Origin of the sequence: Gordonia humi, from assembly GCF_014197435.1 — a bacterium.
GTDB classification, from domain to species: domain Bacteria; phylum Actinomycetota; class Actinomycetes; order Mycobacteriales; family Mycobacteriaceae; genus Gordonia; species Gordonia humi.
In genome coordinates, this window is sequence record NZ_JACIFP010000001.1 from 19,558 (window position 1) to 44,678 (window position 25,121).

The following is a 25,121-nucleotide window of genomic DNA, read 5'->3' on the forward strand; positions in this document are numbered from 1 at the left end:
TCGGTTCACATGCGTTTCACCGCACGGGGCCTCACATTACTGAATCGGACCGGTGACGATTTGGTAACGCCACCGTCCGAGCCGGTCGAATCCGCCCTGCCCGCATAATAGAGGCATGCTTCCGACGATTCATCGCGCCGCGGACCGTGTCGTCACGGAGACCGCCTGGCTGACGTCGTCGCACAGCTTCTCCTTCGGCGACCACTACGATCCGTCGAACACGCATCACGGCGCCCTGCTGGTCCACAACGAGGATGTCATCGCGACCGGGCAGGGCTTCGAGACCCACCCTCACGCGGAGACCGAGATCATCACGTGGGTCCTGTCCGGTTCGCTGATTCATCAAGACTCCCAAGGGAATTCGGGAGTCATCCACCCTGGGCTCGCGCAGCGGACGAGCGCGGGAACCGGGATCGAGCACTCCGAGCGCAACGACCACGCGGAGTCGAGCGACCCGGTGCACCTGATCCAGATGTGGGTCACTCCCGACGAGCCCGGGCGGGCCCCGAGCTATGACCAGTTCGACATCACCTCCGATCTGGAATCGGGCACGATCGTGCCTGTCGCCTCGGGCGATCCGGCGCATGACTCAGCCGTCCGGATCGCCAACTCGGGCGCGACGCTGTACGCGGTGCGACTGAACGTCGGGCGGTCGACGGCCGTCCCCGCGGGCCGCTTCACCCACCTGTTCGTCACTGCGGGCGCCGTCGCCGTCGACGGTCAGACGCTCGGCACCGCCGACGCCCTCCGCGCCACCGACTTCGGCGGAACGAGGATCACCGCCGTCGCCGACGCCGAAGTGCTGATCTGGTCGATGTCGAAACGCCTCTGGGAGTAGTCGCGCCTCCCCGCTGGTCGAGCGGAGCCGAGACCGGGCACTATGGATCATGTGACTACCGAACAGAGTTCCGGACTGGACCTGGAGTGGGTCGATCCCGCGGTGCGCGCGGCCGACGACCTCTTCACCCACGTCAACGGCAGATGGCTGACCACCCACGAGATCCCCGGCGACCGCAGCATCGACGGCGCCTTCCACGTTCTGCGTGACAACGCCGAATCCGATGTCCGCACCATCGTCGAGCAGTGCGCCGACGATCCGGGAGACGACGCGGCGTCGACGCTGATCGGCGACCTGTACGCGTCATTCATGGACACCGAACGGATCGAGGAGCGCGGACTGGACGCGATCCGCGACTATCTGACGGCCATCGCGACCGTCGGATCGACCGCCGATCTGGCGCGCATCCTGGGCTCGTTCCAGCGGGTCGGGGTTCGCGGACTGTTCGGCTTCTACGTCGACACCGACGCCCGCCGATCGGACCGCTACCTCGTGCACGTCACACAGGGAGGTCTCGGACTGCCCGACGAGTCGTACTACCGCGAGGAGAACCACGCCGAGACCCTCGTCGCCTACCGCGAGCACGTCGCGGCGATGTTCGCCCTCGCCGGATTCGACGACGCCGACTCCCTCGCGGGTGTCGTCGTCGACCTGGAGACGACGATCGCGAGCCACCACTGGGACGTGGTGCGTCGCCGCGACGCGGAAGCCACCTACAACCTGCGGACACTCGCCGAGTTCACCGACGGGTCCGCCGGGATCGATGTGGACGCGTGGCTGGTCGGGCTCGACGCCCCGACCTCCGAGACCTTCGCCGAGGTGATCGTCGGGCAGCCGTCGTTCTTCGCCGGGGTCGGCGAGTTGGTGACGTCCCGCCCGCTCGACGACTGGAAGACGTGGCTGCGCTGGAAACTCCTCCACTCGGCCGCGCCGTACCTGTCGAGTGCGTTCGTCGATGAGAACTTCGCGTTCTACGGGAAGGTGCTGACCGGCGCGGAGGAGATCCGAGACCGGTGGAAGCGCGGTGTCGGCTTCGTCGAGGACGCCGCCGGATTCGCCGTCGGCGAGCTGTACGTCGCCAAGCACTTCCCGCCCGCGGCCAAGGCCCGGATGGACGAGTTGATCGCGAATCTGGTCGAGGCGTACCGCCGCAACATCAGCGAACTGGACTGGATGACGCCCGCTACCCGCGAGCGCGCGCTGGCCAAGCTCGACAAGTTCACGCCGAAGATCGGGTATCCGACCACGTGGGTCGACTACTCGACGCTCGAGGCCGACCGGACGGATCTGATCGGCAATGTGCGGCGCGCCGCGTCGTTCGAGACCTCGCGGGAGTTGGCGAAGATCGGGAAGCCGGTGGACCGCGACGAGTGGTTCATGACACCGCAGACGGTGAACGCCTACTACAACCCGGGGATGAACGAGATCGTCTTCCCGGCGGCCATCCTGCAGGCGCCGTTCTTCGATCCCGACGCCGACGACGCCGCGAACTACGGCGGCATCGGTGCGGTGATCGGTCACGAGATCGGACACGGTTTCGACGATCAGGGCGCGAAGTACGACGGCGACGGCAATCTCGTCGACTGGTGGACCGACGACGACCGCACCGAGTTCGGTAAGCGCACCGCGGCTCTGGCCGCGCAGTACAACGAGTTCACGCCGAACGGGCTCGATGAGAAGTACAAGGTCAACGGCGAGTTCACGATGGGCGAGAACATCGGCGACCTCGGCGGCCTGTCGATCGCATTGGTCGCCTACGACGTCGCGAACGAGACCGCGGGTGAGCCGCCCGTGATCGACGATCTGACCGGTGCACAGCGCGTGTTCTTCTCCTGGGCGCAGATCTGGCGTACCAAGACGCGCGACGCCGAGGCTATCCGTCGCCTGTCGATCGACCCGCACAGCCCGCCCGAGTTCCGCTGCAACGGCGTGGTCCGCAACGTCGACGCCTTCTACGACGCGTTCGACGTCGTCGACGGCGACGGCCTGTATCTGGCCCCGGCCGAGCGCGTGCGCATCTGGTAGTCCCCTCGACTCGGCTCCGGAGCTTCCGGGGTCGAGACCACCTGCTCCGAGCCCGGTGACCGCAGGCCGGCCACTGCGCTCGGAGCAGGCAGGCGATTGGCGCCTGTCGCCCGAACCCGGTACACATGGGCATGCTCACTCATCGGGGGTTCCGCGTCGTCGTTCCGGCGATCTTGCTGCTCGTCTGGCTGGCGATCGCCGGCGTCACGGGACCGCTCGCGGGGAAGCTGAGTCAGGTCTCCACCGACGACGCGAGCGCGTTCCTGCCCGCATCGGCGGAATCGACGCGGGTGCAGGAGGTCCTGCCGCAGTTCACCGACACCGACTACTTTCCAGCGATCGTCGTCGCCGAGAATCCGACCGGATGGACGTCCGCGGACTCGTCCTATCTCGCCGACGCCGTCGCCCCGCTGCGGGGTGCCGACGGTTTCGCACCGCAGTTCTCGCCGCCGCTGCCGTCCGACGACGCCCGCGCCGCACAACTCGTCGTCGGGGTGTCGACGTCGGCGAAACCGGCCGACGCGATCGACCGTCTGAACGAGGTGCTGGCGAACCCTCCGCCCGGCGTCACCGTGGGCATCGCGGGTCCGGCGGCGCAGGCCGCCGACCTGAGCAACGCGTTCGCCGGTATCGACGGCGTGCTCCTGCTGGTCGCCGGGATACTCGTCCTGGTCATCCTGGTGCTCGTCTACCGCTCGCCGATCCTGCCGTTCGTCGTGCTGATCTCCGCGGTGTTCGGACTCGCACTGGCGTCGGGCGCGGTCTACGCCCTCACCGACGCCGGTGTCCTCGAACTGAACGGTCAGAGCCAGGGCATCCTGTTCATCCTCGTGTTCGGCGCCGCCACCGACTACGCACTGCTCCTGGTGGCCCGCTACCGCGAGTGTCTCACCGAGTACGACGATCCCCGGCGAGCGCTCGTCGCCGCCTGGCGCGCGACCATCGCTCCGATCGGCGCCTCGGCGGGCACGGTGATCCTCGGCGTGCTGTGCCTGCTCTTCTCCGACCTGAACTCCAACCGGAGTCTGGGACCGGTCGCGGCGATCGGCGTCGCCGCGTCATTTCTGGTCTCGATCACCTTCCTGCCCGCTGCTTTGGCGCTTCTCGGACGGACCGCGTTCTGGCCGCGCCGCCCCACGACCGACGACGCCGCAGAGCCGCATCGTCTGTGGACCCGTGTCGCGGGTCTGGTGTCGCGCGCGCCGCGTCGGACGTGGGCGATCACGCTCGCCGTCCTGGTGCTCGGCGCGGCGTTCGCACCGATGTTCCGCGCGGACGGCGTGGCGACCACCGACTTCTTCCTCGGCGACGCCGCCTCGGTGTCCGCGGCTCAGATGCACGACGAGCACTTCGACGCCGGTTCCGGTTCGCCGACCTGGATCATCACTCCCGCCGACAAGGCGGATGCGACGGCGTCGACCGTCGGATCGGTGCCCGGCGTGGCGCGCGCGGACGTCCTCGCCGATGACGGCTCACCGACGGTCCGCGACGGCAGGGCGGCGGTCGAGACGACGCTCACCGACGACCCGGACTCCCTGGCGGCCCAAGACACGATCGCCGCGATCCGCGACGCCGTCGGCGACGACGTCCTGGTCGGCGGTTCGACCGCCGTCGACCTGGACACTCGGGTGACCGCACGTCACGACCGGAATCTCGTGATCCCGTTGGTCCTGATCGTGGTCTTCGCCGTTCTGGTCGTGCTGCTGCGGTCGCTGGCAGCGCCTGTCCTGCTGCTGTCGACCACGGTGCTGTCGTTCGCGACGACCCTCGGCGTCGCCGCCCTGCTGTTCAACGGACCGTTCGACTTCCCCGGCGCCGACCCCGTCGTTCCGCTCTTCGCATTCGTGTTCCTGGTGGCGCTCGGCGTGGACTACAACATCTTTCTGATGACGCGAGCGCGCGAGGAGGCGCGACGGCTCGGCACCCGCGACGGCGTCCTGTCGGCGCTGACGAGCACCGGCGGTGTGATCAGCGCCGCGGGTATCGTGCTCGCGGCGACGTTCGCGGCGCTGGCCGTGATCCCGCTGCTGTTCCTCGCACAGGTCGCGTTCCTGGTGGCGTTCGGCGTCCTCGTCGACACGTTGATCGTGCGGTCGTTGTTGGTCCCGGCGGTGGCCGTCGACGTCGGGAAGCGGATCTGGTGGCCGTCGACGCTGTCGCGCCGCAGCCGCCGACCCGAGTCGTGAGCACCGATCACGCCCGTTCCGACATCGGCCGATGTCGGAACACCGCGACGGCCCGGTCCGCGTCGTCCGGCAGGTAATACACGTCGACCACGTCGCGCACGCGCGGCTGATGTCCCACCTCGAACGTCTCCCGACCGGAGACCGTATGCGCGTCGCCGCCCGCCGCCGGACGGAATCGAACCTCGTATCGGACCTTGGTGTGCGAGGTCTCCGAGCTCAGCCTCTCCGGTGCCACATCGGCGTCTACGGCGACGACGCGACCCACGCCTCGGACGCCTGATCGGTACAGCCGAATGCGCGGCGCAACCCGCCGCCACCAGCGCAGACATGCGAACACGGCGATCGCCAGACACGGCAGCAGCACCCAGGCGTCGACCAGGTGGGCCAGTCCGACCCCGACTCCGGCCGCAACGAATCCGACCGCCAAGTCGAGCCACGCCCCGGGGAACGCCCAGGCCGCCGCGCACACGGCGAGGATCGCGACCGTCGGCAGGGTCTTGCCGGGGTGGTCGGCGAGAATCCAGACGAACACGCCGATCCAGACGGCCGACCACACGCCCGCGGCCAGCGCCAGCGCGATCGCCCGGCTGATGCTCTCCGGACCCGGTTCCATCGTTCGATCATAGGATGCCCGCGCATCGATTCGCCTGTTCCACGGTGTATCTGCGACTATCCCTGAATGAGTAGACACGCACCGCGCCTCGCCGTCGGGCCGATCAGCGGACGCATGGTGGCCGGTGCGCTCCTGCAACCGCTCGGCGCCGCCACAGTCCTCCTGGTCGGCTACTTCCTCCTGCCGATCAACCACGACAGCGAATGGAACCAGCTGGGTCTGGCCGTCGGCGTGCTGTTGCTCGCCGCGTTCTGCGCTTGGGAGATACGGCGGCTGACCCGCACCCGACACCCGGTGGCCGGCGCACTCGAGACACTGACCGCCGTGGTCGGGTTCTATCTCGTCGTCTTCGCGACCGCCTACTTCCTGCTGTCGGATTACGCTCACGCCAGCTTCACCGAGCGTCTGAACCGCGTCGACGCTCTGTACTTCGCACTGACGGTGTTCACCACGACCGGGTTCGGCGACATCACGGCGGCGGGCGAGGGCGCGCGAATCGCCGTATCCGTTCAGATGGTCTCGACGCTGTTCGTCGTAGGGCTCGGCGTACGGCTGATGAGCCTGTTAGTCAGCGACCGGCTGCGCGCGGGCCGTTCGTCGACGTGATCGCCTCGCTACTCGTCGTCGACCAGAACGAGTACGCCGGCCGTTCCGGCAGCGGCGGCTGCGGTCACCACTCCGACCGACGGCCAGGCGCCGATCTTCTTCGCGAGTGGATGCGACGCGCCGAACGCGCCGAGGTACAGGGCCGCGAGACCAGCGGTGACGGCCGGACCGCGACCGAGCCACGAGCGGCCGGCTGCGCCCCCGGCTGCCGCCAGGACCGCTCCGCCGAGTTCACGCCTGCCGGTGTAGCGCGCGACGCTGTAGCCGCCGATCAGACCGGCGGCGACGAGGGGGACGGAGGAATCGATGCTCATGCGACACACCGTACCGCCCACACAAAAGTAGAACACGTTCTATTCTGATCGTATGGACGTGACATACGAGGGAACCCGCCGCGAGATCGCCACCGACAAGGGCGTCATCCGCTATCACGAGGCGGGTGAGGACAACGATGAGATCCTGCTGTTGTTGCACGGGAGCGGCCCCGGAGTGACCGGATGGCGCAACTACCGCGGAAATCTGGCGTTCTTCGCGCGGACCCACCACTGCTACATCGTCGAGTTCCCCGGATTCGGCGTCTCCGACCCCGTCGACGGCCATCCGGTGATGACGGCGGGGTCGTCGGTCATCCGGTTCATGGACGCCCTCGGCATCTCCTCCGCAGCGATGATCGGCAACTCGATGGGCGGGGTGGTCGGCGTCAACCTCGCGATCAAGCACCCCGATCGCGTCTCGAAGCTCGTGACCATCGGCGGGGTCGGCCCGAACGTCTTCAGCTCCAGTCCGTCGGAGGGACTGCGTCTGCTTCAGGAGTTCACCGACGCGCCCGATCGCGAGAAGCTCGTCCGTTGGCTGAACTCCATGGTGTACGACCGCGAGGTCGTCACCGACGAACTCGTCGAGGAACGATGGGAGGCGGCGATCGATCCGGACGCCGCCAAGACCGCGGCGATGATGTACGGTTCGGCGGCATTCGCGATGCAACAGAAGTTCCTGGCCGACGCCGACTTCCCACCGTACTGGGCCATGATGCACAAGATCACCTGCCCGACCCTGCTGACCTGGGGGCGAGACGATCGTGTCAGCCCGCCCGACATGGCACTGGTCCCGATGCGGTTGATCCCGGACGCGCAACTGCACGTGTTCCCCCAGTGCGGACACTGGGTGATGATCGAGGCCAAGGACGCGTTCGAGGCGACGGTCGGGGCGTTCCTGGCCGGGTGAGTCAGCCTCGTGCGGCGTCGATCGCGGGGGTCATCACCGCGGCGAGGTCGGCGGCGACGTCGAAGTCGGCCTCCGGCGGCATCGAGATGTAGCTCAGTGCCATTCTCGTGATCATGCGCGCGATGCGGCCCGACACGGCGGCGGGCAGTCCGATCCACGAGTCCCGCAGGATCTGATCGAGGCTGGCCGTCGCCGATTCGATCAACGGCGCCGAGTCGGTGGTGATGAGCTTGAGCAGGTCGGGCTTCGCCTCGCCACTCAGCAGCGACCTGATCATCGGGTCCTGCGCGGCGCCGGCGAAGAAGCCGGCGAACCCCGCGGTGAGTGCACCTCGCACATCGCCCGGCGCGGCTTCGACGGCGGTCGCGATCTCCGCGGTGAACTGGTCCACCAGCCGCAACGCGTACGCCTGGGCCAGACCGTTGCGCGACCCGAATTCGTTGTAGACGGTCTGACGACTGACCCCCGCGACCCGCGCGACGTCGCTCATCGTGACCTGCGCCCAGTCGCTCTCGACGAGCAGATCGTGCAGGCCGTCGAGCAACGAGGTGCGCAACAGCCGTTTGCTCGCCTCGGCGTACGACGGTCTGGTAGGGGTGCTCACGGAGTCGAGCGTAGCCCGGCGGCGATCTCGGTCCGCAATGCGCGTGCCTGCGCGGCTCGACCGACCGTGACCGCGCCGATCAGCTCACCGTCGACGCTGACCCGCACGGCCGCATCGGCGGAGTCGAGACATCCCTCGACCCGGACGTCGCCGCCCGCGGACGGCCAGCCCACCGTCTGGACGTTGACGCCGTGCTGGATCGTCCAGGCGCGCGGCACGTCACGGAACGGTTCGGGTGCGTCGCCGGTCAGATGAGCGAGGACCGACGATGCGACCGCGCGTCCCTGGTCGGTCGCACCGAACCAGTGACCGCCCGCGGTGGGAAGGCCGGTCAGCGAGTCCGGGGTCGCCGCGCAGTCGCCGACGGCGAAGACGCCGGGTTCACTCGTGGCGAAGACCGCATCGACGTCGATCCCCTCCGCGGACGTCTCGATTCCGGAGCTGACGGCCAGGTCGATGTTCGGCGTCATTCCGACTGCCGCGACGACGGGTCCGTCGACGAGCGTTCCATCGGCGAACCCGATGGCCTCGGGGGTCACCGACGTCGCACGGGCGCCGACGCGGACCGTGACACCCGCACGCTCGTGCAGTGCGCGCAGCCAGTCCGAGACCGCGGCCGGTACGACGCGACTCGCGAGCCGGTCGCCTGCTTCGACGATGTCGACGGGCATGCCGCGCGATGCCGCGGACGCGGCGAGCTCGAGTCCGATGAGTCCGCCGCCGAGCACCGTCAGTCGACCCGCGCTCTCGATCACTTCGCGGACGGCCAGTGCGTCCGACAGGATGCGCAGCGTCGGGACGCCGTCCAGCCACACCGGTCGCGCCGCCCGCGCCCCGGTCGCCAGTATCAGTGCGCGGTAGCCGATCTCCTGGTCGTCGTCACAGACGACGATCCGACGCGCCGGTTCGACGGCGACGACGCGACGTCCTCGTCGCAGATCGATGCCCTTCGCGTCCCACACGTCGGGCCGGTGCAGGGAGATGCGGTCGACCGACAGATCGGCGGCGAGCAGCTCCTTGGTGAGCGCCGTACGGCGGTACGGATGCTCCGGCTCGTCACCAATCAGAGTGAGGGGGCCGTCGAATCCGCGGTCGCGCAGCGTGGTCGCCGCGGTGACACCCGCGGTGCCCGCGCCGACGACCACGACTCCGGGGACGCTCATCCCCGCGCGACCTCGACCATGTCGAAGTCGGCCTTGGCGGCACCGCAGTCCGGGCAGCTCCAGTCGTCGGGGATGTCGTCCCAACGGGTGCCCGGCTCGATACCGTCCTCCGGCCAGCCCTCGGCTTCGTCGTACTCGAATCCGCACTGTGCGCAGCGATACAGCTTGTAGTTCATGTCATGCTCCCGTCGGGACGAAGTCGGTCTTCTCACGGACCCCGCAGTCGGGGCAGGGCCAGTCGTCGGGGACATCGGCCCACGGTGTGCCCGCGGGATAGCCCTCACGCGGATCGCCCGCGGCCTCGTCGTAGGTGTAGTCGCACACTTCGCAGCGGTAGACGGCCATGATCACGCCTGTCCGTACTTCGCGAGCAGCTTGGACTCCTTGCCCGGCTGCAGGTTGGCGCGCGTCAGGTCGCCGTCGTAGTGCGCGAGGACCCTCTTGTCCATCACCTTGCGCCACAGGGGCGGGAAGTACGCGACGGTGATCATGCTCGCGTAGCCGCTGGGCAGATTCGGCGCCTCGTCGAAGCTGCGCAGCGTCTGGTACCTGCGGGTCGGGTTCGCGTGATGGTCGCTGTGCCGCTGCAGGTGGTACAGGAAGATGTTGGTGCAGATGTGGTCGCTGTTCCAACTGTGCGACGGTGTGCATCGCTCGTAACGGCCGCGCTCATTCTGCTTGCGGCGCAGGCCGTAGTGCTCCAGGTAGTTGACGGTCTCGAGCAGGGAGAACCCGTAGATCGCCTGGATCACCATGAACGGCAGGATCTGCCAGCCGAAGACCGCGGCGAGCACTCCCCAGAGCGCGATCGACATGGCCCAGGCGTTCAACACGTCGTTGCTCGGGTGCAGCACCGGCCTGCCGATCTTGCGCATGCGGTTGGCCTCGAGCGTCCACGCCGATCTCAGACTGCCGAACACGCTGCGCGGCAGGAAGGTCCAGAAGGTCTCACCGAAGCGTGAACTGGCCGGGTCCTCCGGAGTCGCGACACGCACGTGGTGACCGCGGTTGTGCTCGATGAAGAAATGCCCGTAGAAGGTCTGCGCCAGGGTGATCTTCGAGAGCCACCGCTCCATCGACACCTTCTTGTGGCCGAGTTCGTGAGCGGTGTTGATACCGATTCCACCCATCGCGCCGATCGAGAATGCGAGGCCGATCTTCGATACGACACCGAGCGATCCCCCCTCGACGCCGAGCCAGCTGAGGTCCCCGAATCGGCCTCCCGGCCCCGCCGTCCACAGGTAGGCGGCGAAGATCAGGCTCGCGATCTGGAACGGGATGTACGCGTAGGTGCAGTACCGGTAGTACTTGTCCGCCTCGAGTCGTTCCATGAGCTCCTCCGGCGGGTTCTGCCCGTCCGGGCCGAAGAACACGTCGAGAATCGGGAGCAGGACGTAGATGAGGATCGGACCGATCCACCACCACACGGGCGAGACGGTTCCGAGCCATCCCCAGTCGAGGACGTCCCGCAACCAGTTCATCAACGCGATGAACCCGGTCGCGAGGAAGACCGCCGTCGGCGGTATCAGACCCAGCAGCCAGAGGTGTCGCTTCTTGTCACGCCACGTCGTTGCGTCGACGGGGCTGTCGTCGAGTGTCGAGTTCGCCATGAGTGCCTCCTGGTCCGGCGATGTCGTGACCTTGACACTAGACGTTGTCACGTCGTCTGTCTATACATATCCATGTATTTGTAAAACTCAGAGGATGAAGCCGTCCGAGTCGCTACCATCGGATGCATGGAGTTTTCGAGATTCGTCGCTATCGGCGACTCCCAGACCGAGGGCATGTGCGACGAGGCCGGGCCCGATCTGTACCGCGGGTGGGCCGATCGCCTCGCCGAGCAGCTGTCGACCGTCAACCCGGGCCTTCGCTATGCGAATCTCGCCATCCGCGGAAAGAACACGAGGGACACTCTCGTCGAGCAGCTCGAACCGGCCCTCGCACTGCGGCCGGACCTGATCGCCGCACCTCTCGGCATGAACGACGTGATCGGCCGCGCCGACCTCGACGTCGTCCACGCCGACCTCGACAAGATCTACGGCTCGCTCGCCGAATCCGGTGCGACGGTGGTCATCTCGACGTTTCCGGACATCGCGCAGATCAATCCGCTCGGACGCGCGTTCGAGCCTCGACTGTTCGAGATCAACGACATCATGCGCGGGTTCTCCCGCCGGTACGGGTTCGTACTCGTCGACCTGTTCGCGGCGCCGGTCCTACGGGATCGGCGTTCGTGGTCGACGGATCGCCTGCACGCGTCCAGCCTCGGTCACGACCGGTTCGCCGCCGGCGCGGCGCATGCGTTGGGACTCCCGGGGTCCGACCCCGGGTGGGGCCGAGCCCTCGACTTCACCGGGGAGCCGAATCCGTTGCGGCGCACCGTCGACGATGCGCGTTGGTTGGTGGAGTTCTTCACCCCGTGGATCGTGCGGAAGGTCCGTGGACGTTCGTTGGGAGACGGTCGGACGCCGAAGCGACCGGAGTTGACGCCGATCGTCGCGCCCGGGGGCGTCGCGGCGGGCTGAGAATCGGGCCGGGAGATGCCGGACGTCGCGAGCAGGGCGATGGCGAGCGTCGCCCATTTCTGAGCGGTCATGTTCGAGCGGCGATCGTCGCGGCGGCCGATACGGCTCGACGACGCAGTAGGTCGAACTGCCGATCGACGCCGTCGGCGATGTCGGTCACCACTTCCAGAGAGGCGATCACGGTGCGGAGGTCGTCACTCATGATCAGGCGCGTGCCGTGTGCCTCGTCATGAGCTGCCACCGCGTCTTCGAAGTCGTAGAACGCATCGCGCAGCAGGCGCGCGGCGTCGCACAGTTCCGCGTCCGCGTCACAGTCCGGCGAGCTCATGAATGGTCCGGCGCCGAGACACCGAGATCCGCCGGGGACCATCCTGTGGCACCTCCGCTTCTCGTCCCACGTGAGTGTGCCGTACCAGTCGCAGATCCGGTACGGATCGAGGATGTCGTCGATCTCGTCGAGGGCGCCCGGCGGCGCGTCGGCGATCGTCCACCTGTCGCGTGTCCCGTCCGGCTGCTCACGCCACGGCCGGAACTCCATCATCAACGTGAACCATCGCTCGTCGGTGTGACCGTGACGCCGGCTCAGTTCGGTGGCGACACAGCACCACGTCCACACCGGGTTCGCGGCGGCGAGTCGGTGCGCGAGCCGACGATCGGACGCGTCCTCAGCGCGGCGTCGTGCGCGGCGCCCGTTCGCTCGTGCCTTGTTCCTCTTCGACATCTGATCCCCCTGGTACTCGTCGTGGGGCGATCATCTCCTCGAGGCCGCGGTCTCCGCCAGGGTGTGTCCACAGGCCGGACCCTGCCGACGATGCGGTGTCGGCGAGGTCGGCTATAGTGCGCCGCGCACACGAGACAGGCCCCGGCGAGCGTGGGCAGTTTCTAGGGGTCCTCGCAACACCTGATGGTTAAGGCATCATCAGTAGATCACGCAGACGCTCGGCTGGGGTATCCCAGCCGAGCGTTTTGCGTGGACGACCATTGAGCTCTTGAGCGACGTGCTCAAGGTCTTCAGACCCGTACGGCCGCAGGTCCGTGCTCTTCGGGAAGTACTGGCGCAGAAGCCCGTTTGTGTTCTCGTTGCTGCCCCGCTGCCAGGGTGAGTGCGGATCACAGAAATAGACCGGAACCCCAGTCGCGATGCTGAACTGCCTATGCGCTGCCATCTCGGCGCCCTGGTCCCAGGTCAGTGACCCCCGCAGATGCTCAGGCAGCGTACCGATCAACCCGATGAGCACGTCACGGACTTCCCCGGCGGTGTGCCCGCCGGGCAGATGCCCCAGGAGCACGTATCGAGTCGTTCGCTCCACCAGCGTCACGATCGCCGAAGCACTGCCTGGCCCGACGATCAGATCACCTTCCCAATGGCCAGGCACCGCGCGGTCCTCGATCTCGGGCGGCCGCTTCGAAATCATCACCATCTCGTCGATGAACCTGGACATGCGCTGGCCGGGATGCTTGCGCGGCTTCCGGCGTGTCCTCCCGGTCCGCAGTGTCTCCGCGACCTCACGCTTGAGCCCACCGCGTGCCTGGACGTACAACGCCTGATAGATCGTCTCCGGGCTCACTCTCATACTCTCGTCGTCGGGAAACTCCTTCCTCAGAGTGTGGCTGATCTGCTCCGGCGACCACCGCACCGACAGCTTCTCCTGCACGTACTCCCGCAACGACACGTGGGTGACGAGCTTCGAGGACTTCGGCCTGGACCTCGACGCTGCCCAGGCGCGATGGGCGAGGTAGGGCTGATAGCGGCCGTCCTCAGAACGAGCATCGAGCTCACGCTTGATCGTCGAGGCAGGTCTTCCCAGCACGCGACCGATCGCTCGCAGGCTCATGCCACTGCGATACAGGTCAGCGATCGTCTCCCGCTCCTCGAGCGAGAGATACCGGGGATGGAGCACGGCCTCCACCGCTGGCAGGGCGGGAACTTCTACCTGCATAGTCATACCGGTGTTGTAATCGATCACGGTGCCATCGGGATAGATACGGGAGTTACTCACATGCCGGACACCCTGGTCCCAGTCCCTCGCTGAGCGCACGTTGACGCCCACTCTGGCCGCTGCTTCTGACTGTGACATGCCATCGGCGCGTAGTTGCACGTACTCAGACTTACGAGGGTGAGGGCCGTTCCCCCTGACCCCACGTCCACGGATCCCGGCCCGTCGCGCCCACCCGTACGCGGTGTTCCGGTTGACACCGACCTCGCGAGCGGCGGCTGAGATCCCGATGTCCGAACACCTCAGCGTCTCAAGAAACATCTCTTTCAACTCATTGAACGACACGATCCCCGCAACTCCTTGAAGTTCAAGGTGTTGCGGGGATCGCTATAACCCGCCCCGATGCAGCGGGGCCTGTCTCGACGAAGCCGAGACCTACTTGACGAGGTTCTCGTTCGTCAGCGACTCGACGCCTGCCTCTGCCTTCTCGACGAGCGAGGCGGGCGGGAGGAAGTTGTCGCCGTACTTGGCGGCGAGGTCCTTGGCACGAGCGACGAAGCCCGCGACACCGCCCTCGTAACCGTTGATGTACTGCACGACGCCGCCGGTCCAGGCCGGGAAGCCGATGCCGAAGATCGAACCGATGTTGGCATCTTCGACAGAGGTGAGCACACCCTCGTCGAAGCACTTCACGGTCTCGAGTGCCTCGGCGAAGAGCATCCGCTCCTTCATGTCCTCGAACGGGATCTCGACCGAACCCGACTTGAAGTGCTCGCGCAGACCGGGCCACAGCAGACCGCGCTTGCCGTCTTCGTCGTAGTCGTAGAAGCCCTTGCCGTCCTTGCGGGCGGTACGGCCGTTCTCCACCATCCAGTCGACGACGGCGAACGAGCCGTGCTGCGCCGGGGTCTTGCCCTCAGCGATCTCGGCGGCCTCGGTCTCCTTGCGGATCTTCTGCGGCAGGGTCAGCGTCAGCTCGTCCATGAGCTGCAGCGGCGGGGCCGGGTAACCGGCCTGACCGCCGGCCTGCTCGATGAACGCGGGCTCGATGCCCTCACCGACGGCCGCGACAGCCTCGTTGATGAACGTGCCGATCACGCGGCTGGTGAAGAAGCCGCGGCTGTCGTTGACCACGATCGGGGTCTTGCGGATCTGCAGGGTGTAGTCGATGACCTTGGCCAGGACGGCGTCGGAGGTCTTCTCGCCTTTGATGATCTCGACCAGCGGCATCTTGTCGACCGGCGAGAAGAAGTGGATGCCGATGAAGTCCTCGGCCCGCTTGACGCCCTCGGCGAGGCTGGTGATCGGCAGCGTCGAGGTGTTCGAACCCAGGATCGCGTCCGGCTCGACGATGTCCTCGATCTCCTGGAACACCTTGTGCTTGACCTCGACCGACTCGAACGCGGCCTCGATCACCAGGTCGACGCCCTTGAAGTCGGCGGCGTCGACGGTCGGGGTGATGCGAGCCAGCAGTGCGTCGCTCTTCTCCTGCGTGGTCTTGCCCCGCTTGAGCGCCTTGGCCTCGAGGGCCTCCGAGTAGCCCTTGCCTCGTTTGGCGGCCTCGATGTCGATGTCCTTGAGGACCACCTCGATGCCGGCCTTGGCCGACACGTATGCGATGGCCGCACCCATCATGCCCGCGCCGATGACGCCGACCTTCTTGGCGGTGTACTTGTCGAAACCGTCCGGACGCGAACCGCCGCCGTTGATGTGCTGCAGATCGAAGAAGAACGCCTTGATCATGTTCTGCGCGACCTGACCGGTCACCAGCGACACGAAGTAGCGGGTCTCGACCTGGTCGGCGGTGTCGATGTCGACGTACGCGCCCTCGACCGCGGCGGCCATGATGGCGCGCGGAGCCGGCATGTTGGCACCCTTGATCTGCTTGCGCAGGAGGGCGGGCAGCGCCGGAAGATTCGCGGCCAGCGACGGGCTGGTCGGCGATCCACCGGGGATCTTGTAGCCCTTCACGTCGAACGGCTGCTGGGCCTCCGGGTTCGCCTTGATCCACGCCTTGGCGGCCGGGACCAGTTCGTCGATGGAGCCGACGACCTCGTCGACCAGGCCGGTCTCCTTGGCCTTGGTCGGGTTGAAGCGCTGGCCCTGCAGCAGCACGCCCATGAGCGCCTGCTGGATGCCGAGCAGGCGGACGGTGCGGGTCACGCCGCCACCGCCCGGGAGCAGACCCAGGGTCGCCTCGGGCAGACCCACGACGGCGCCCTTCACGTCGGCGACCACGCGGTAGTGGCAGTGCAGCGCGATCTCCAGGCCGCCGCCGAGCGCGGCGCCGTTGACCGCGGCGACGACGGGCTTGCCCAACGTCTCGAGACGACGGAGCACAGCCTTCATCTCGTTGGTGCTGTTGGTGATCTCGGTGGCGAGCTCGGCCTTCGACTTGTCCTTGGGCTGGCTCGTCATGTCCTTGAGGTCGCCGCCGGCGAAGAAGGTCTTCTTCGCCGAGGTCAGCACGACACCGGTGATGTCGTCCTTCTCGGCCTCGAGGCGGTCGACGGTCTCGGCCATCGACGCCCGGTAGGTGGCGTTCATCGTGTTGGCGCCCTGGTTCGGGTCGTCCATGGTGAGGATGACGACGCCGTCGGCGTCCTTCTCCCACGCGATCATGTTGTCAGTCATGATGAAGTTACGTTTCCTTCTGAAGTTCCGGGGCGGTCAGAGACGCTCGATGATGGTCGCGACGCCCATGCCGCCGCCGATGCAGAGGGTGGCCAGACCGTAGCGGCCGCCGGTGCGCTCGAGCTCGTCGAGCACGGTGCCGAAGATCATCGCGCCGGTCGCGCCGAGCGGGTGGCCGAGTGCGATGGCGCCACCGTGGATGTTGACCTTCTCGTGGGGGACGTTCAGGTCCTTCATCCACTTCATGACGACGGAGGCGAACGCCTCGTTCAACTCGAAGTAGTCGATGTCGTCGACGGTCAGGCCTGCGCGCTTGAGGGCGAGCTCGGTCGACGGGGTCGGGCCGGTGAGCATGATCGACGGCTCCGAGCCGATCTGACCGAATGTCACGATGCGACCGCGCGGGGTCATGCCGTTGCGCTTGCCCGCCTCTTCGTTGCCGATCAGGACCAGGCCCGAACCGTCGACGATGCCGGAGCTGTTGCCGCCGGTGTGGACGTGGTTGACGCGCTCGACGTTCGGGTACTTCTGCATGATGACGTCGTCGAAGCCCGCCATGTCGGCCAGACCCTTGAACGCCGGCTTCAGCTTGGCCAGGCTCTCGACCGTGGTGCCCGGGCGACGGTGCTCGTCGTTGTCGAGCAGGGTGACGCCGTTGATGTCCTTGACCGGAATGATCGACTTCGAGAAGATTCCGTTGTCCCATGCCGCGGCGGCACGACGCTGTGACTCGGCGGCGTAGGTGTCGACGTCCTCGCGCGAGAAGCCCTCGATCGTGGCGATCGTGTCGGCGCCGATGCCCTGCGGGTTGATGTAGAAGTCGTACGCGGTGGTCGGGTCGGCGAACAGTGCGCCTCCGTCGCTGCCCATCGGCACGCGCGACATCGACTCGACGCCGCCGGCGAGGACCAGGTCGTCGAACCCGCCCTTGACCTTGGCCGCGGCCAGGTTCACCGCTTCGAGACCCGAGGAGCAGAAGCGGTTGATCTGCGTGCCGGGAACGGACTCACCGAGGCCCGAGACCAGAGCGGCGGTACGTGCGATGACCGCGCCCTGCTCGCCGACCGGGGAGACGCAACCGAGGACGACGTCGTTGATGTCCGTCGGGTCGAGGTCGGGGTGGCGTTCCAGAAGACCCTTGATCAGACCCGAGACGAGGTCGATCGGCTTGACGCTGTGCAGCGAGCCTCCACGCTGCTTGCCACGGGGCGTACGCACAGCCTCGTAGATGAATGCTTCGGACACAGGTGTTCCTTTCACACGAACCGATAGTGGTTACGAACTACAGGCTAACGCTTCATAACTTATTTGGCTATACCGGGTGGTCATCCGGTCCCTATAAGTCACCTCGATGCGCTATGGTCGGTTCACAATGACGGCCTCGAAGCAGAGCCGGACTCCGCGTCCGGCCAATCGGAAGCGACAGTTGATCGACGTGAGCGCTCAGCTGTTCCTTCGGCATGGATACCCCCAAGTCTCCATGGCCGACATCGCTCGTGCGGCCGGAGTCACCGCGCCGTCGCTGTATCGTCATTTCGCCGACAAGCAGGCGTTGCTCTACGCGGCGGTCCTCGCGGGAGTCGACGATCTGCAGACCTGCACCGACACGGCGCTGGCGGCTGCCGACGGCGACTCCGAGGCGTTCATCGCCGCGATGTGCGGCTCGATGGCACGGCGGCAGAACGCATCGACGCTGTGGCGGTGGACGGGTACGTACCTGACGTCGGAGCAGAACCGCGAGGTCGTGCAGGGAACGCGCGCCGTACTGCGGCAGTGGGCGGAACTGCTCTTCGCCGACCGCGACCTTCTCGACTGGGAGCAGCGTCAACTGGTCTGGACGCTGCTCAGCGTGGTCGGCAGCCTGTCCGTGCACCGCGCGCGTCTGTCGTCCGCTCAATCGGTTCTCGAGTTGACCGCTGCCGCCGTGCGGCTGGTGGCTCTCACCCCGTCGGATGCGATTCCCCTCCGGGTGCCGCCCCATGTCGACGTGCCGGGCGACGACCGACGCTCCGAGATCCTCGACGCCGCCGCTCGTCTGTTCTCCGAACGCGGTTACGGCCCGGTGACCGTCGACGAGATCGGCGCGGCCGTCGGTATCACCGGCCCGAGCGTCTACAAGCACTTCCCGTCGAAGGCCACGATCCTCATCGAGATCGGCCGACGTAGCGGAGCACGCCTGGAGGTCGGTGTGATCGCCGCCTACTCGGCCGGGTCGGACGACACCGAACGCCTTGCGCTGATGGTGGATTCGTATGTCGGGGCGATCACCTCCATGCCGGACCTCTCGGTCTCCTTCAACAACGCCTCGGCACTCGCCGACGACCCGTCCTCCCGTGAGTTGCTCGACATCCAACGCCGATACGTGCGCCGATGGAGCACACTCATGACGTCGATCCACGAGATCGGCGACGCCGAGGCCGCGGTCGCGGTACATGCCGCACTGTCGATCGTGAACGACGCGGTTCGTGTGCGCCGCGGGACCGAGCGCCCGGACTTCCCCGCACAGATGGCGTATCTGATGCGGGGAGTGTTGGGGTTGTGACTCGTTCGACGTGCACTCGAACGCCCCATGACCACCCGCGACTCGCTACCGTTACCCCATGACCGCGCCACCGCAAGAGCCCCGCTACTCGCGCGACGAACTGATCGAAGCGATCGGCGTCGGCCAGGAGTACGGCGAGAAGATCTGGACAGCCTTCGGATTCGGCAGACAACAGACGGACGCGAAGCTGTTCACCGCCGCCGACGTGGATGCGTTCGCACTGTTCGCTCGCGGCGCGTCGGAGGTCGACGAGGCCGCGCAGGTCGCAACCGCACGCACCATCGGTCTGTCGCTGTCGAGGCTGGCCGACTGGCAGGCCGCGCAGCTGCTGGAGTTCGAGGAGGATCCCGACGTCACCTGGTCGATCGACGACATGGCCAAGGCGCTCAGTCGAATTCAACGTCTCGTTTGGCGACTGCATCTGGCGATAGCGCTGGAGGGCAGCCGGTCGTCGCACACCGAACACGACGATCACGCCGACTGGAGCACGGTGATCGGATTCGTCGATCTGGTCGGCTACACGAGCCTGTCCAGACGTCTGGACCACCGCGAACTCAACGATCTGATCACCACTTTCGAGGACGAGATATCGGCGGTCATCACCCGCCACGACGGACAGGTCATCAAGACGCTCGGCGACGGCATACTGTTCGCCAACCCCGATCCGACGCTGGCCGCCCAGACAGCGCTCGACATCGCCGACCTCAGCGACCAGCCGCCCATTCCCCAACTCCGAACAGGGCTCGCCGAGGGCGAAGTCCTCGCTCGTCTCGGCGACGTCTTCGGCGAGCCGGTGAACATCGCGGCCCGACTCTGCGGCTCGGCTCGGCCCGGCAAGATCCTTGTCGACGAGAACCTCACGGCGGCCATCGAGGACGACGAGCGGTTCCGCATACGCTCCATCGCTCCGCTCAGCGTGCGCGGCTACCGGCGTCTGCGAGCGAACGCGCTGTCGAGGCCGAAGAAGTAGCCGCGCCAGACCACGGGTCGGACACCTGTAGTCCAACCAGATGACGAAGACCGAATCGTCCGGGCCGTCAGAAGCACTCACGGTACGTTTCTTCGAGTGACAAACGCATTACTGACTAAGGGCACCAACACGTCGATCGCCGCCGTCGGTGATTCACCGCCCACGATCACCGTGACCATCGAAGTGCGCTCAGACTGCGGCTTGATCACCGACGCCAGTGTCCTACTCCTCGGGGACGACGGCCGAGTCCGGTCCAGCGACGATCTGATCTTCTACAATCAGGCCACCGGCGCCGACGGATGCGTGCGACTACTCGATCGCGAAGCGGATTCAATCGACGACGCGAGCAGAGACACGATCCGAATCGACCTCGCCGAGATCTCTCCCGACATCGCACGAATCGTCGTCGGAGCGAGCGTGGACGACCCCGAGACATCATTCGGCTTGGCGACGGCCGCGTCTCTCATCGTGTCCGTCGACACGGACACCATCGCGACGTTCCCCATCGACGGCCTATCCGCCGAGCGCGCCCTACTGTTCGGCGAGGTCTACCGCCGCGGCGACGATTGGAGGATTCGGGCCATCGGGCAGGGCTATGAGAATGGACTGGAGGCCCTGGTCACCGACTTCGGTGTCGAAGTAGACAACGACTCTGAGCACTCCACCGGACAGGAACAGTCGAGCGCTGACTCGGGGGACGGCGGCGAGCATAAGACCACTCCCTCCAATGTTCAGATGAGGCGGCGACGGCGAGCAGTCCGATTGCCCGCCGACTGGGCGGACCGCACCAATGCCTACCTCTCGTTGTCGGGAGACGACGGCCCGTATCACCGGGCGAGTCTCTTCCCCGCGGTCCACTCGAAAGCCTCGACCAACCATGAGCAACGAGCGACGTCGATCATGCTCGCGACCATGGAGGTCGTCCGAGAGTTCGGCCGCGCCGTCTTGGCCCAGATCGGAGCCCCCAGTGGGCGAGTCGAGTCGTTCGTGGAGCCGGAGTTCACCATGAACGGTATTGAGGCACGCCCCGACGGACTGATTCGAGTGACACGCGGATCGACGATGTGGACCGCTCTTGTCGAGGTCAAGATCGGTTCCAGACGACTCGACGACGATCAGGTCAACGCCTATCTGACCGTTGCGAAAGCGAACCGGTTCGACGCCGTGATCACCATCAGCGGGGACCTTCCGCCGACCGCAGGCGACTGGGGAGTCACCCCCGATCCGAAGGCGATCAAATCGGTCGCACTCCATCACATCTCCTGGGAGGAGATCATCGCGACGGCTGCGACGACTCTCGACCACACAGGAATCGAGAACCGCGAGCGCAGGCGGTTGCTCCGCGAATTCCTCGAGTTCGCGATACACCCGGCGAGCGGAATGCAGACCTTCGATGACATGGGCAAACACTGGGTCCATGTACGTGACGGTGTGAAGACTCGAACCATCGGCCCCACAGACGCGGCCGCCCGCGACGTCTGCGACAACTTCGACAGGCTGATCCGGCATACCGGATTGACGCTGTCTGCGCTGATCGGGCAGCGCGTACAAGCCATTCCGCCAGCCGAACACAGGGATGCGGTCAGCCGCGTACGCCAACTCGCGGACTCTGGGCAGCTGTTTGGAACGCTGCGTACCGCAGGCCTGGTCGGCCCGCTCGTCATCGAATCCGATCTGACCCGGGATCGGACCGTCTGCTCGATCACCGTCCCCGCACCGCGAGAAGGCAGACCACTGACGCACGTCAACTGGCTGCTCCGCCAGCTTCCGGGTGCAGGCTCCAAGACACGCATCGTCTCTCACCATTCCGGCACGAAAGAGACCACTGCGGTGCTCCTCGGCAAAGCCCGAGAGGATCCGTCTGTCCTCGTCCCCGGAAATGGACGGAACATCCGCGAGTTCACCGTCTCGGTCGACTCGTCGACCGGAACGAAGCGGGCCGGAACGTCTGGAGGCTTCGCTACCGCGTTCACACAGTTCGCTCTCGTCTTCTACGACGAGATCGCCAGTGTGCTCAAGACGCCTACTCGAAACGCCTAGGTGCCGAGTTCTCGACTCCGAACAAAGCTCTGGATGACCGCCCCGTCACGGCCGTGTGACCCCGTCGTAAACCCCCGAAATCACTGCGGCCAGCGAGTGTGAACCCTCGCACCTATCGTGGGCGTAGATCCCATCGTGCCTGCACAATCGGCATCATGTCGTCTAATCGGGGGAACGAAATCATGGGACGAGGCGAAACCGGGCCGGTCGTGTCGAAGCACGACGCGGTCGGATCGGATGCACGGTTGTCGTGGCTTCTGGCGGGCGTGGCCGGGATGGTCGGCGCCGTCGCATTCCTGCACAGCGCCGGCTACTTCGTGACGTTCATGACGGGCAACACCGAGCGAGCCGTCGTCTCCTGGTTCAAGGTCTCCGACACCCAGAAGGTCGCCGGAGCCGGAGCCCTCGCTGCGATCGCGCTCATCGCGGCCTTCATCGTAGGCGTGTCGGCGGCATCGTACTGTCGGCGGCGATTCTGGAAGCATCACCCACACGGACCGACGGTGCTGACCACCGCCGGACTGCTCATCGCGGCGGCGGTCGACTTCGTGTTCCACGGATTCGACGATTCCGAGGTCCGCTTCGTGCCCGTCCTGATCATCACGGCCGCGATCGGCGCCCTCAACACCTCGTTCGTCAAGAACGGCGAGGTGTCCGTTCCGCTCTCGTACGTGACCGGAACGCTGGTGAAGTTCGGCCAGGGCGTCGAACGTCACGCCACGGGCGGCGGCACCGTCTTCGACTGGCTCGGGTACGCGCTCGTCTACGTCGGATTCCTGCTCGGCGCGGCGGTCGGCAGCACGTTGTCGTCGTTCCTGTCGGGACCTCAGGTGATCCTCGCCGCGGGTCTGCTGTGCGGTGCCACGGCGGTCGTCACCTTCGTCCACTCCGACCGGAAGGCGATCCTCGGCTGACGACGCCAGCGCCCCGGACCGCGCGTGCGATCCGGGGCGTTTCGGTGGGAGGGCTCGAGTTCAGCTGACGGCCTCGATCTCGGCGGCGTCGTCGGTCGTGACTTCTTCGGGTTCGTCATGGTCGCGGCGCTTCGGAATCACCGCGGTCACCAGGAAGGCGACGACGGCGGCACCGCCCGCGATCAGCATGATCGTGGTGAAGGCATCACCGCTCGCGAACTCGTGACCGCCGAGCGAGACGGTCATCTGTGCGACGATCACACCGGCGATGGCCGACGCGAACGAGGTGCCGAGAGACCGCATCAACGTGTTGAAGCTGTTGGCCGCGCCGGTCTGCGACGGCGGAACCGCGCCCATGATGAGGGCCGGCATCGCACCGTACGCGAGACCGGTACCGAAACCGATGATGATGCCGATGACGACCAGCTGCCACTCCGAGTGCAATAGGAACGCGCCGATGAAGTAGCCCGCCGCGACCACGACGGCGCCGCACATCAGGGTGATCTTGGGACCGAACGTATTGGTGATGTGCGACGAGACGGGTGCCGCGAACAGCAGCATGACACCCATCGGAGCCATGACCAGACCGGCCATCAGCATGGAGCCGCCCAGACCCGAACCGGTCTGCTCGGGGAGCTGAACCACCTGCGGGAACACCATCGACGTCGCGAACATGGCGAATCCGAACGCGATCGAGGCGATGTTGGTGAAGAGGACCTGCGGACGCGCCGCGACGCGGAGGTCCACCAGCGGTGCGGATTCGCGGAGCTCCCACGTCACCCAGATCGCGAAGGCTGCCGCGGCGACGACGAAGCACACGACGGTCGGCACCGACGTCCAGCCCCAGCTCGCTCCCTGCGAGACGCCGAGCAGCAGCGAGACCAGTCCGGCGGACAGCGTGACGGTGCCGACGAAGTCGAAAGCGCCGCCGGAACGAACCGGCGACTCGGGGACCACGAGGCTCACGACGACGAGGCTCACGGCACCGAGGATCGCCGACACCCAGAACAACCAGTGCCATGAGGCGTACTCGGCGATCACCGCGGCGATCGGCAGACCGAACGCACCGCCGACACCGAGCGAGGCACTCATCATGGCGACCGCGCCCGCAAGCTTCTCCTTCGGCAGCACATCGCGCATCACGCTGATTCCGAGCGGGATCACACCTGCCGCGAGTCCCTGCAGGACACGAGCGACGATCATCGGCAGCACCGACGAGCTGAGTGCGCCGACCACCGAACCCATCGTCATCAGGACGATGCTCAACAGCAGCATCCGACGTTTGCCGAACATGTCGCCGAGACGGCCCATGGTCGGTGTCGCGACGGCCGCGGCGAGCAGAGTGGCCGTGATGACCCAGGCGGTCGCCTCCGGCTCGGCGTTCAGGTACTCGGGCAGATGCGGAATGATCGGGATGACCAGCGTCTGCATCAACGACACGACGATTCCCGCCAGGGCCAACACTGCGACGACGGCGCCTGTCTTCGGCGGCGCCGTGCCCTCGGAATTCACTGACATCAGGTGCACTCTCCAATAACGCTAGGGCTCATCGTGGACGCGATCGCGTCGAGCAGTCTCGTCAGCCGCCTCCGTCGACCGGGTCGATTAGCGGAGGCGGCTCCGGTTCGATACCCTAAAGCGGAGGATCCTCCGATTGCAAGCCCCAGTGAAGCAGATCACGCAGGTAGGCTGGCATCGTCGAGGTCGCGGACGACCCGACAGCAAGGAGTGAAGGCGAGTGGAGACCGCACCGGCGAACACACGATCGGATGCGCGCACCAACCGTGCGCGACTGTTGGCCGCGGCGACCTCGGTTCTCGAACGTGACGGGCATGACGCGACACTGAGTTCGATCGCCGAAGAGGCAGGCGTCGGCATCGGCACCCTGTACCGCCATTTCCCGAACAGGGGACGACTCGTCGAAGCCGTCTACCGCAATCGCGTCGTGGAACTGTGCGAAGCGGCACCGACACTGCTCGCCGGGAACGCTTCCGCACGCGACGCGTTGCACATCTGGGCGGGACGGTTCGGCGCGATGCTCGTCGCCAATCGCGACGTACCCGCGTCGCTGCAGCCGGCGTTGTCATCCGACAGCGAGTTCCGCGAAGAGTCGAGCAGCCTGCTCACCGCCGCCGTGCAGGACCTGCTCGACGCCGGGATCTCCCGAGGCGAGATCCGCTCGGATGTCGCCCCGATCGACATCCTCCGGATGGTCACAGGATTCTCGTACGTCGCGACCTCGGTCGACGACATCACCAGGCCGCTCGACATCATGGTGGACGGACTGCGCCCGTCCTGACCGC

At 66.5% G+C, this 25,121-nt stretch carries 23 protein-coding genes; 11 read left to right on the forward strand and 12 right to left on the reverse strand.

From position 1 onward, the window contains the following. Positions 1-115: 115 nt before the first annotated feature. The 3 genes from BKA16_RS00085 to BKA16_RS00095 all read left to right on the forward strand — a co-directional run bounded on the left by BKA16_RS00085 (position 116) and on the right by BKA16_RS00095 (position 5,049). Positions 116-838: a pirin family protein gene (locus BKA16_RS00085; RefSeq protein ID WP_183368649.1), complete on the forward strand. Its 723-nt coding sequence runs from the start codon at positions 116-118 to the stop codon at positions 836-838. 42 nt (positions 839-880) lie between these two features. Further along, on the forward strand, positions 881-2,863 hold the full coding sequence (locus tag BKA16_RS00090) for a M13 family metallopeptidase (RefSeq protein WP_183368650.1): 1,983 nt from the start codon (positions 881-883) through the stop codon (positions 2,861-2,863). A gap of 131 nt (positions 2,864-2,994) precedes the next feature. Further along, the gene (locus BKA16_RS00095; protein WP_183372801.1) at positions 2,995-5,049 is read left to right on the forward strand and encodes an MMPL family transporter; all 2,055 of its coding nucleotides are present in this window, start codon (positions 2,995-2,997) and stop codon (positions 5,047-5,049) included. Between the two features lie 7 nt (positions 5,050-5,056). On the opposite strand, the gene BKA16_RS00100 is transcribed toward BKA16_RS00095, so the two are convergent. Further along, positions 5,057-5,662 carry a DUF3592 domain-containing protein gene (locus BKA16_RS00100; protein ID WP_183368651.1) on the reverse strand — a complete coding sequence of 202 codons (606 nt, stop codon included), beginning with the start codon at positions 5,660-5,662 and terminating at the stop codon, positions 5,057-5,059. A gap of 66 nt (positions 5,663-5,728) precedes the next feature. Between BKA16_RS00100 and BKA16_RS00105 the strand changes: the two genes are divergently transcribed. Then, positions 5,729-6,268 (forward strand): potassium channel family protein, encoded by a 540-nt coding sequence (locus BKA16_RS00105; RefSeq protein WP_183368652.1) that lies wholly within the window; start codon positions 5,729-5,731, stop codon positions 6,266-6,268. A gap of 8 nt (positions 6,269-6,276) precedes the next feature. On the opposite strand, the gene BKA16_RS00110 is transcribed toward BKA16_RS00105, so the two are convergent. Then, on the reverse strand, positions 6,277-6,582 hold the full coding sequence (locus BKA16_RS00110; RefSeq protein ID WP_183368653.1) for a hypothetical protein: 306 nt from the start codon (positions 6,580-6,582) through the stop codon (positions 6,277-6,279). Between the two features lie 52 nt (positions 6,583-6,634). Between BKA16_RS00110 and BKA16_RS00115 the strand changes: the two genes are divergently transcribed. Then, positions 6,635-7,492, forward strand: a complete 858-nt coding sequence (locus tag BKA16_RS00115) for an alpha/beta fold hydrolase (RefSeq protein ID WP_183368654.1) — start codon at positions 6,635-6,637, stop codon at positions 7,490-7,492. Between the two features lies 1 nt (position 7,493). Here the strand turns inward: BKA16_RS00115 and BKA16_RS00120 are convergent, their stop codons facing one another. Genes BKA16_RS00120 through BKA16_RS00140 form a run of 5 tightly spaced genes read right to left on the reverse strand, consistent with a single transcriptional unit; the run spans position 7,494 to position 10,869 of the window. Further along, positions 7,494-8,096 carry a TetR family transcriptional regulator gene (locus BKA16_RS00120; protein WP_183368655.1) on the reverse strand — a complete coding sequence of 201 codons (603 nt, stop codon included), beginning with the start codon at positions 8,094-8,096 and terminating at the stop codon, positions 7,494-7,496. Further along, positions 8,093-9,259: an NAD(P)/FAD-dependent oxidoreductase gene (locus tag BKA16_RS00125; protein ID WP_183368656.1), complete on the reverse strand. Its 1,167-nt coding sequence runs from the start codon at positions 9,257-9,259 to the stop codon at positions 8,093-8,095. The genes BKA16_RS00120 and BKA16_RS00125 overlap by 4 nt, the downstream gene beginning before the upstream one ends. Beyond that, positions 9,256-9,435 carry a rubredoxin gene (locus BKA16_RS00130; RefSeq protein WP_183368657.1) on the reverse strand — a complete coding sequence of 60 codons (180 nt, stop codon included), beginning with the start codon at positions 9,433-9,435 and terminating at the stop codon, positions 9,256-9,258. Before BKA16_RS00130 ends, BKA16_RS00125 begins: the two co-directional genes overlap by 4 nt. A gap of 1 nt (position 9,436) precedes the next feature. After that, on the reverse strand, positions 9,437-9,604 hold the full coding sequence (locus BKA16_RS00135; RefSeq protein ID WP_183368658.1) for a rubredoxin: 168 nt from the start codon (positions 9,602-9,604) through the stop codon (positions 9,437-9,439). 2 nt (positions 9,605-9,606) lie between these two features. Next, positions 9,607-10,869, reverse strand: coding sequence for an alkane 1-monooxygenase (locus BKA16_RS00140; RefSeq protein WP_183368659.1), 1,263 nt, complete (start codon positions 10,867-10,869; stop codon positions 9,607-9,609). 126 nt (positions 10,870-10,995) lie between these two features. Here BKA16_RS00140 and BKA16_RS00145 point away from each other — a divergent pair, with 126 nt between their 5' ends. Next, positions 10,996-11,781: an SGNH/GDSL hydrolase family protein gene (locus tag BKA16_RS00145; RefSeq protein WP_183368660.1), complete on the forward strand. Its 786-nt coding sequence runs from the start codon at positions 10,996-10,998 to the stop codon at positions 11,779-11,781. 67 nt (positions 11,782-11,848) lie between these two features. Here the strand turns inward: BKA16_RS00145 and BKA16_RS00150 are convergent, their stop codons facing one another. From BKA16_RS00150 to BKA16_RS00165, 4 genes are all read right to left on the reverse strand, one after another. After that, positions 11,849-12,502, reverse strand: a complete 654-nt coding sequence (locus tag BKA16_RS00150; RefSeq protein ID WP_183368661.1) for a hypothetical protein — start codon at positions 12,500-12,502, stop codon at positions 11,849-11,851. A 187-nt stretch (positions 12,503-12,689) separates the two neighbouring features. Then, complete coding sequence (locus BKA16_RS00155; protein ID WP_183368662.1) at positions 12,690-13,859, reverse strand: IS30 family transposase; 1,170 nt, start codon at positions 13,857-13,859, stop codon at positions 12,690-12,692. Between the two features lie 294 nt (positions 13,860-14,153). Next, a complete protein-coding gene (locus tag BKA16_RS00160; RefSeq protein WP_183368663.1) occupies positions 14,154-16,352 on the reverse strand; it encodes a 3-hydroxyacyl-CoA dehydrogenase NAD-binding domain-containing protein in 2,199 nt (732 codons plus the stop codon). A 36-nt stretch (positions 16,353-16,388) separates the two neighbouring features. Then, positions 16,389-17,597: an acetyl-CoA C-acetyltransferase gene (locus BKA16_RS00165; RefSeq protein ID WP_183368664.1), complete on the reverse strand. Its 1,209-nt coding sequence runs from the start codon at positions 17,595-17,597 to the stop codon at positions 16,389-16,391. A 106-nt stretch (positions 17,598-17,703) separates the two neighbouring features. On the opposite strand from BKA16_RS00165, the gene BKA16_RS00170 reads away from it, so the two are divergent. The 4 genes from BKA16_RS00170 to BKA16_RS00185 all read left to right on the forward strand — a co-directional run bounded on the left by BKA16_RS00170 (position 17,704) and on the right by BKA16_RS00185 (position 22,818). Then, entirely contained in the window at positions 17,704-18,894 is a 1,191-nt protein-coding gene (locus BKA16_RS00170; protein ID WP_183368665.1) for a TetR/AcrR family transcriptional regulator, read from the forward strand. A gap of 58 nt (positions 18,895-18,952) precedes the next feature. Next, positions 18,953-19,864 (forward strand): adenylate/guanylate cyclase domain-containing protein, encoded by a 912-nt coding sequence (locus BKA16_RS00175; protein ID WP_183368666.1) that lies wholly within the window; start codon positions 18,953-18,955, stop codon positions 19,862-19,864. Between the two features lie 96 nt (positions 19,865-19,960). Further along, the gene (locus BKA16_RS00180) at positions 19,961-21,904 is read left to right on the forward strand and encodes a TerD family protein (RefSeq protein ID WP_183368667.1); all 1,944 of its coding nucleotides are present in this window, start codon (positions 19,961-19,963) and stop codon (positions 21,902-21,904) included. A 182-nt stretch (positions 21,905-22,086) separates the two neighbouring features. Further along, positions 22,087-22,818, forward strand: a complete 732-nt coding sequence (locus tag BKA16_RS00185; protein WP_246371560.1) for a YoaK family protein — start codon at positions 22,087-22,089, stop codon at positions 22,816-22,818. A 60-nt stretch (positions 22,819-22,878) separates the two neighbouring features. Here the strand turns inward: BKA16_RS00185 and BKA16_RS00190 are convergent, their stop codons facing one another. Continuing rightward, positions 22,879-24,336 (reverse strand): MFS transporter, encoded by a 1,458-nt coding sequence (locus BKA16_RS00190; RefSeq protein WP_183368669.1) that lies wholly within the window; start codon positions 24,334-24,336, stop codon positions 22,879-22,881. Positions 24,337-24,556: 220 nt separating this feature from the next. Here BKA16_RS00190 and BKA16_RS00195 point away from each other — a divergent pair, with 220 nt between their 5' ends. Continuing rightward, positions 24,557-25,117: a TetR family transcriptional regulator gene (locus BKA16_RS00195; protein ID WP_183368670.1), complete on the forward strand. Its 561-nt coding sequence runs from the start codon at positions 24,557-24,559 to the stop codon at positions 25,115-25,117. Positions 25,118-25,121: the final 4 nt, after the last annotated feature.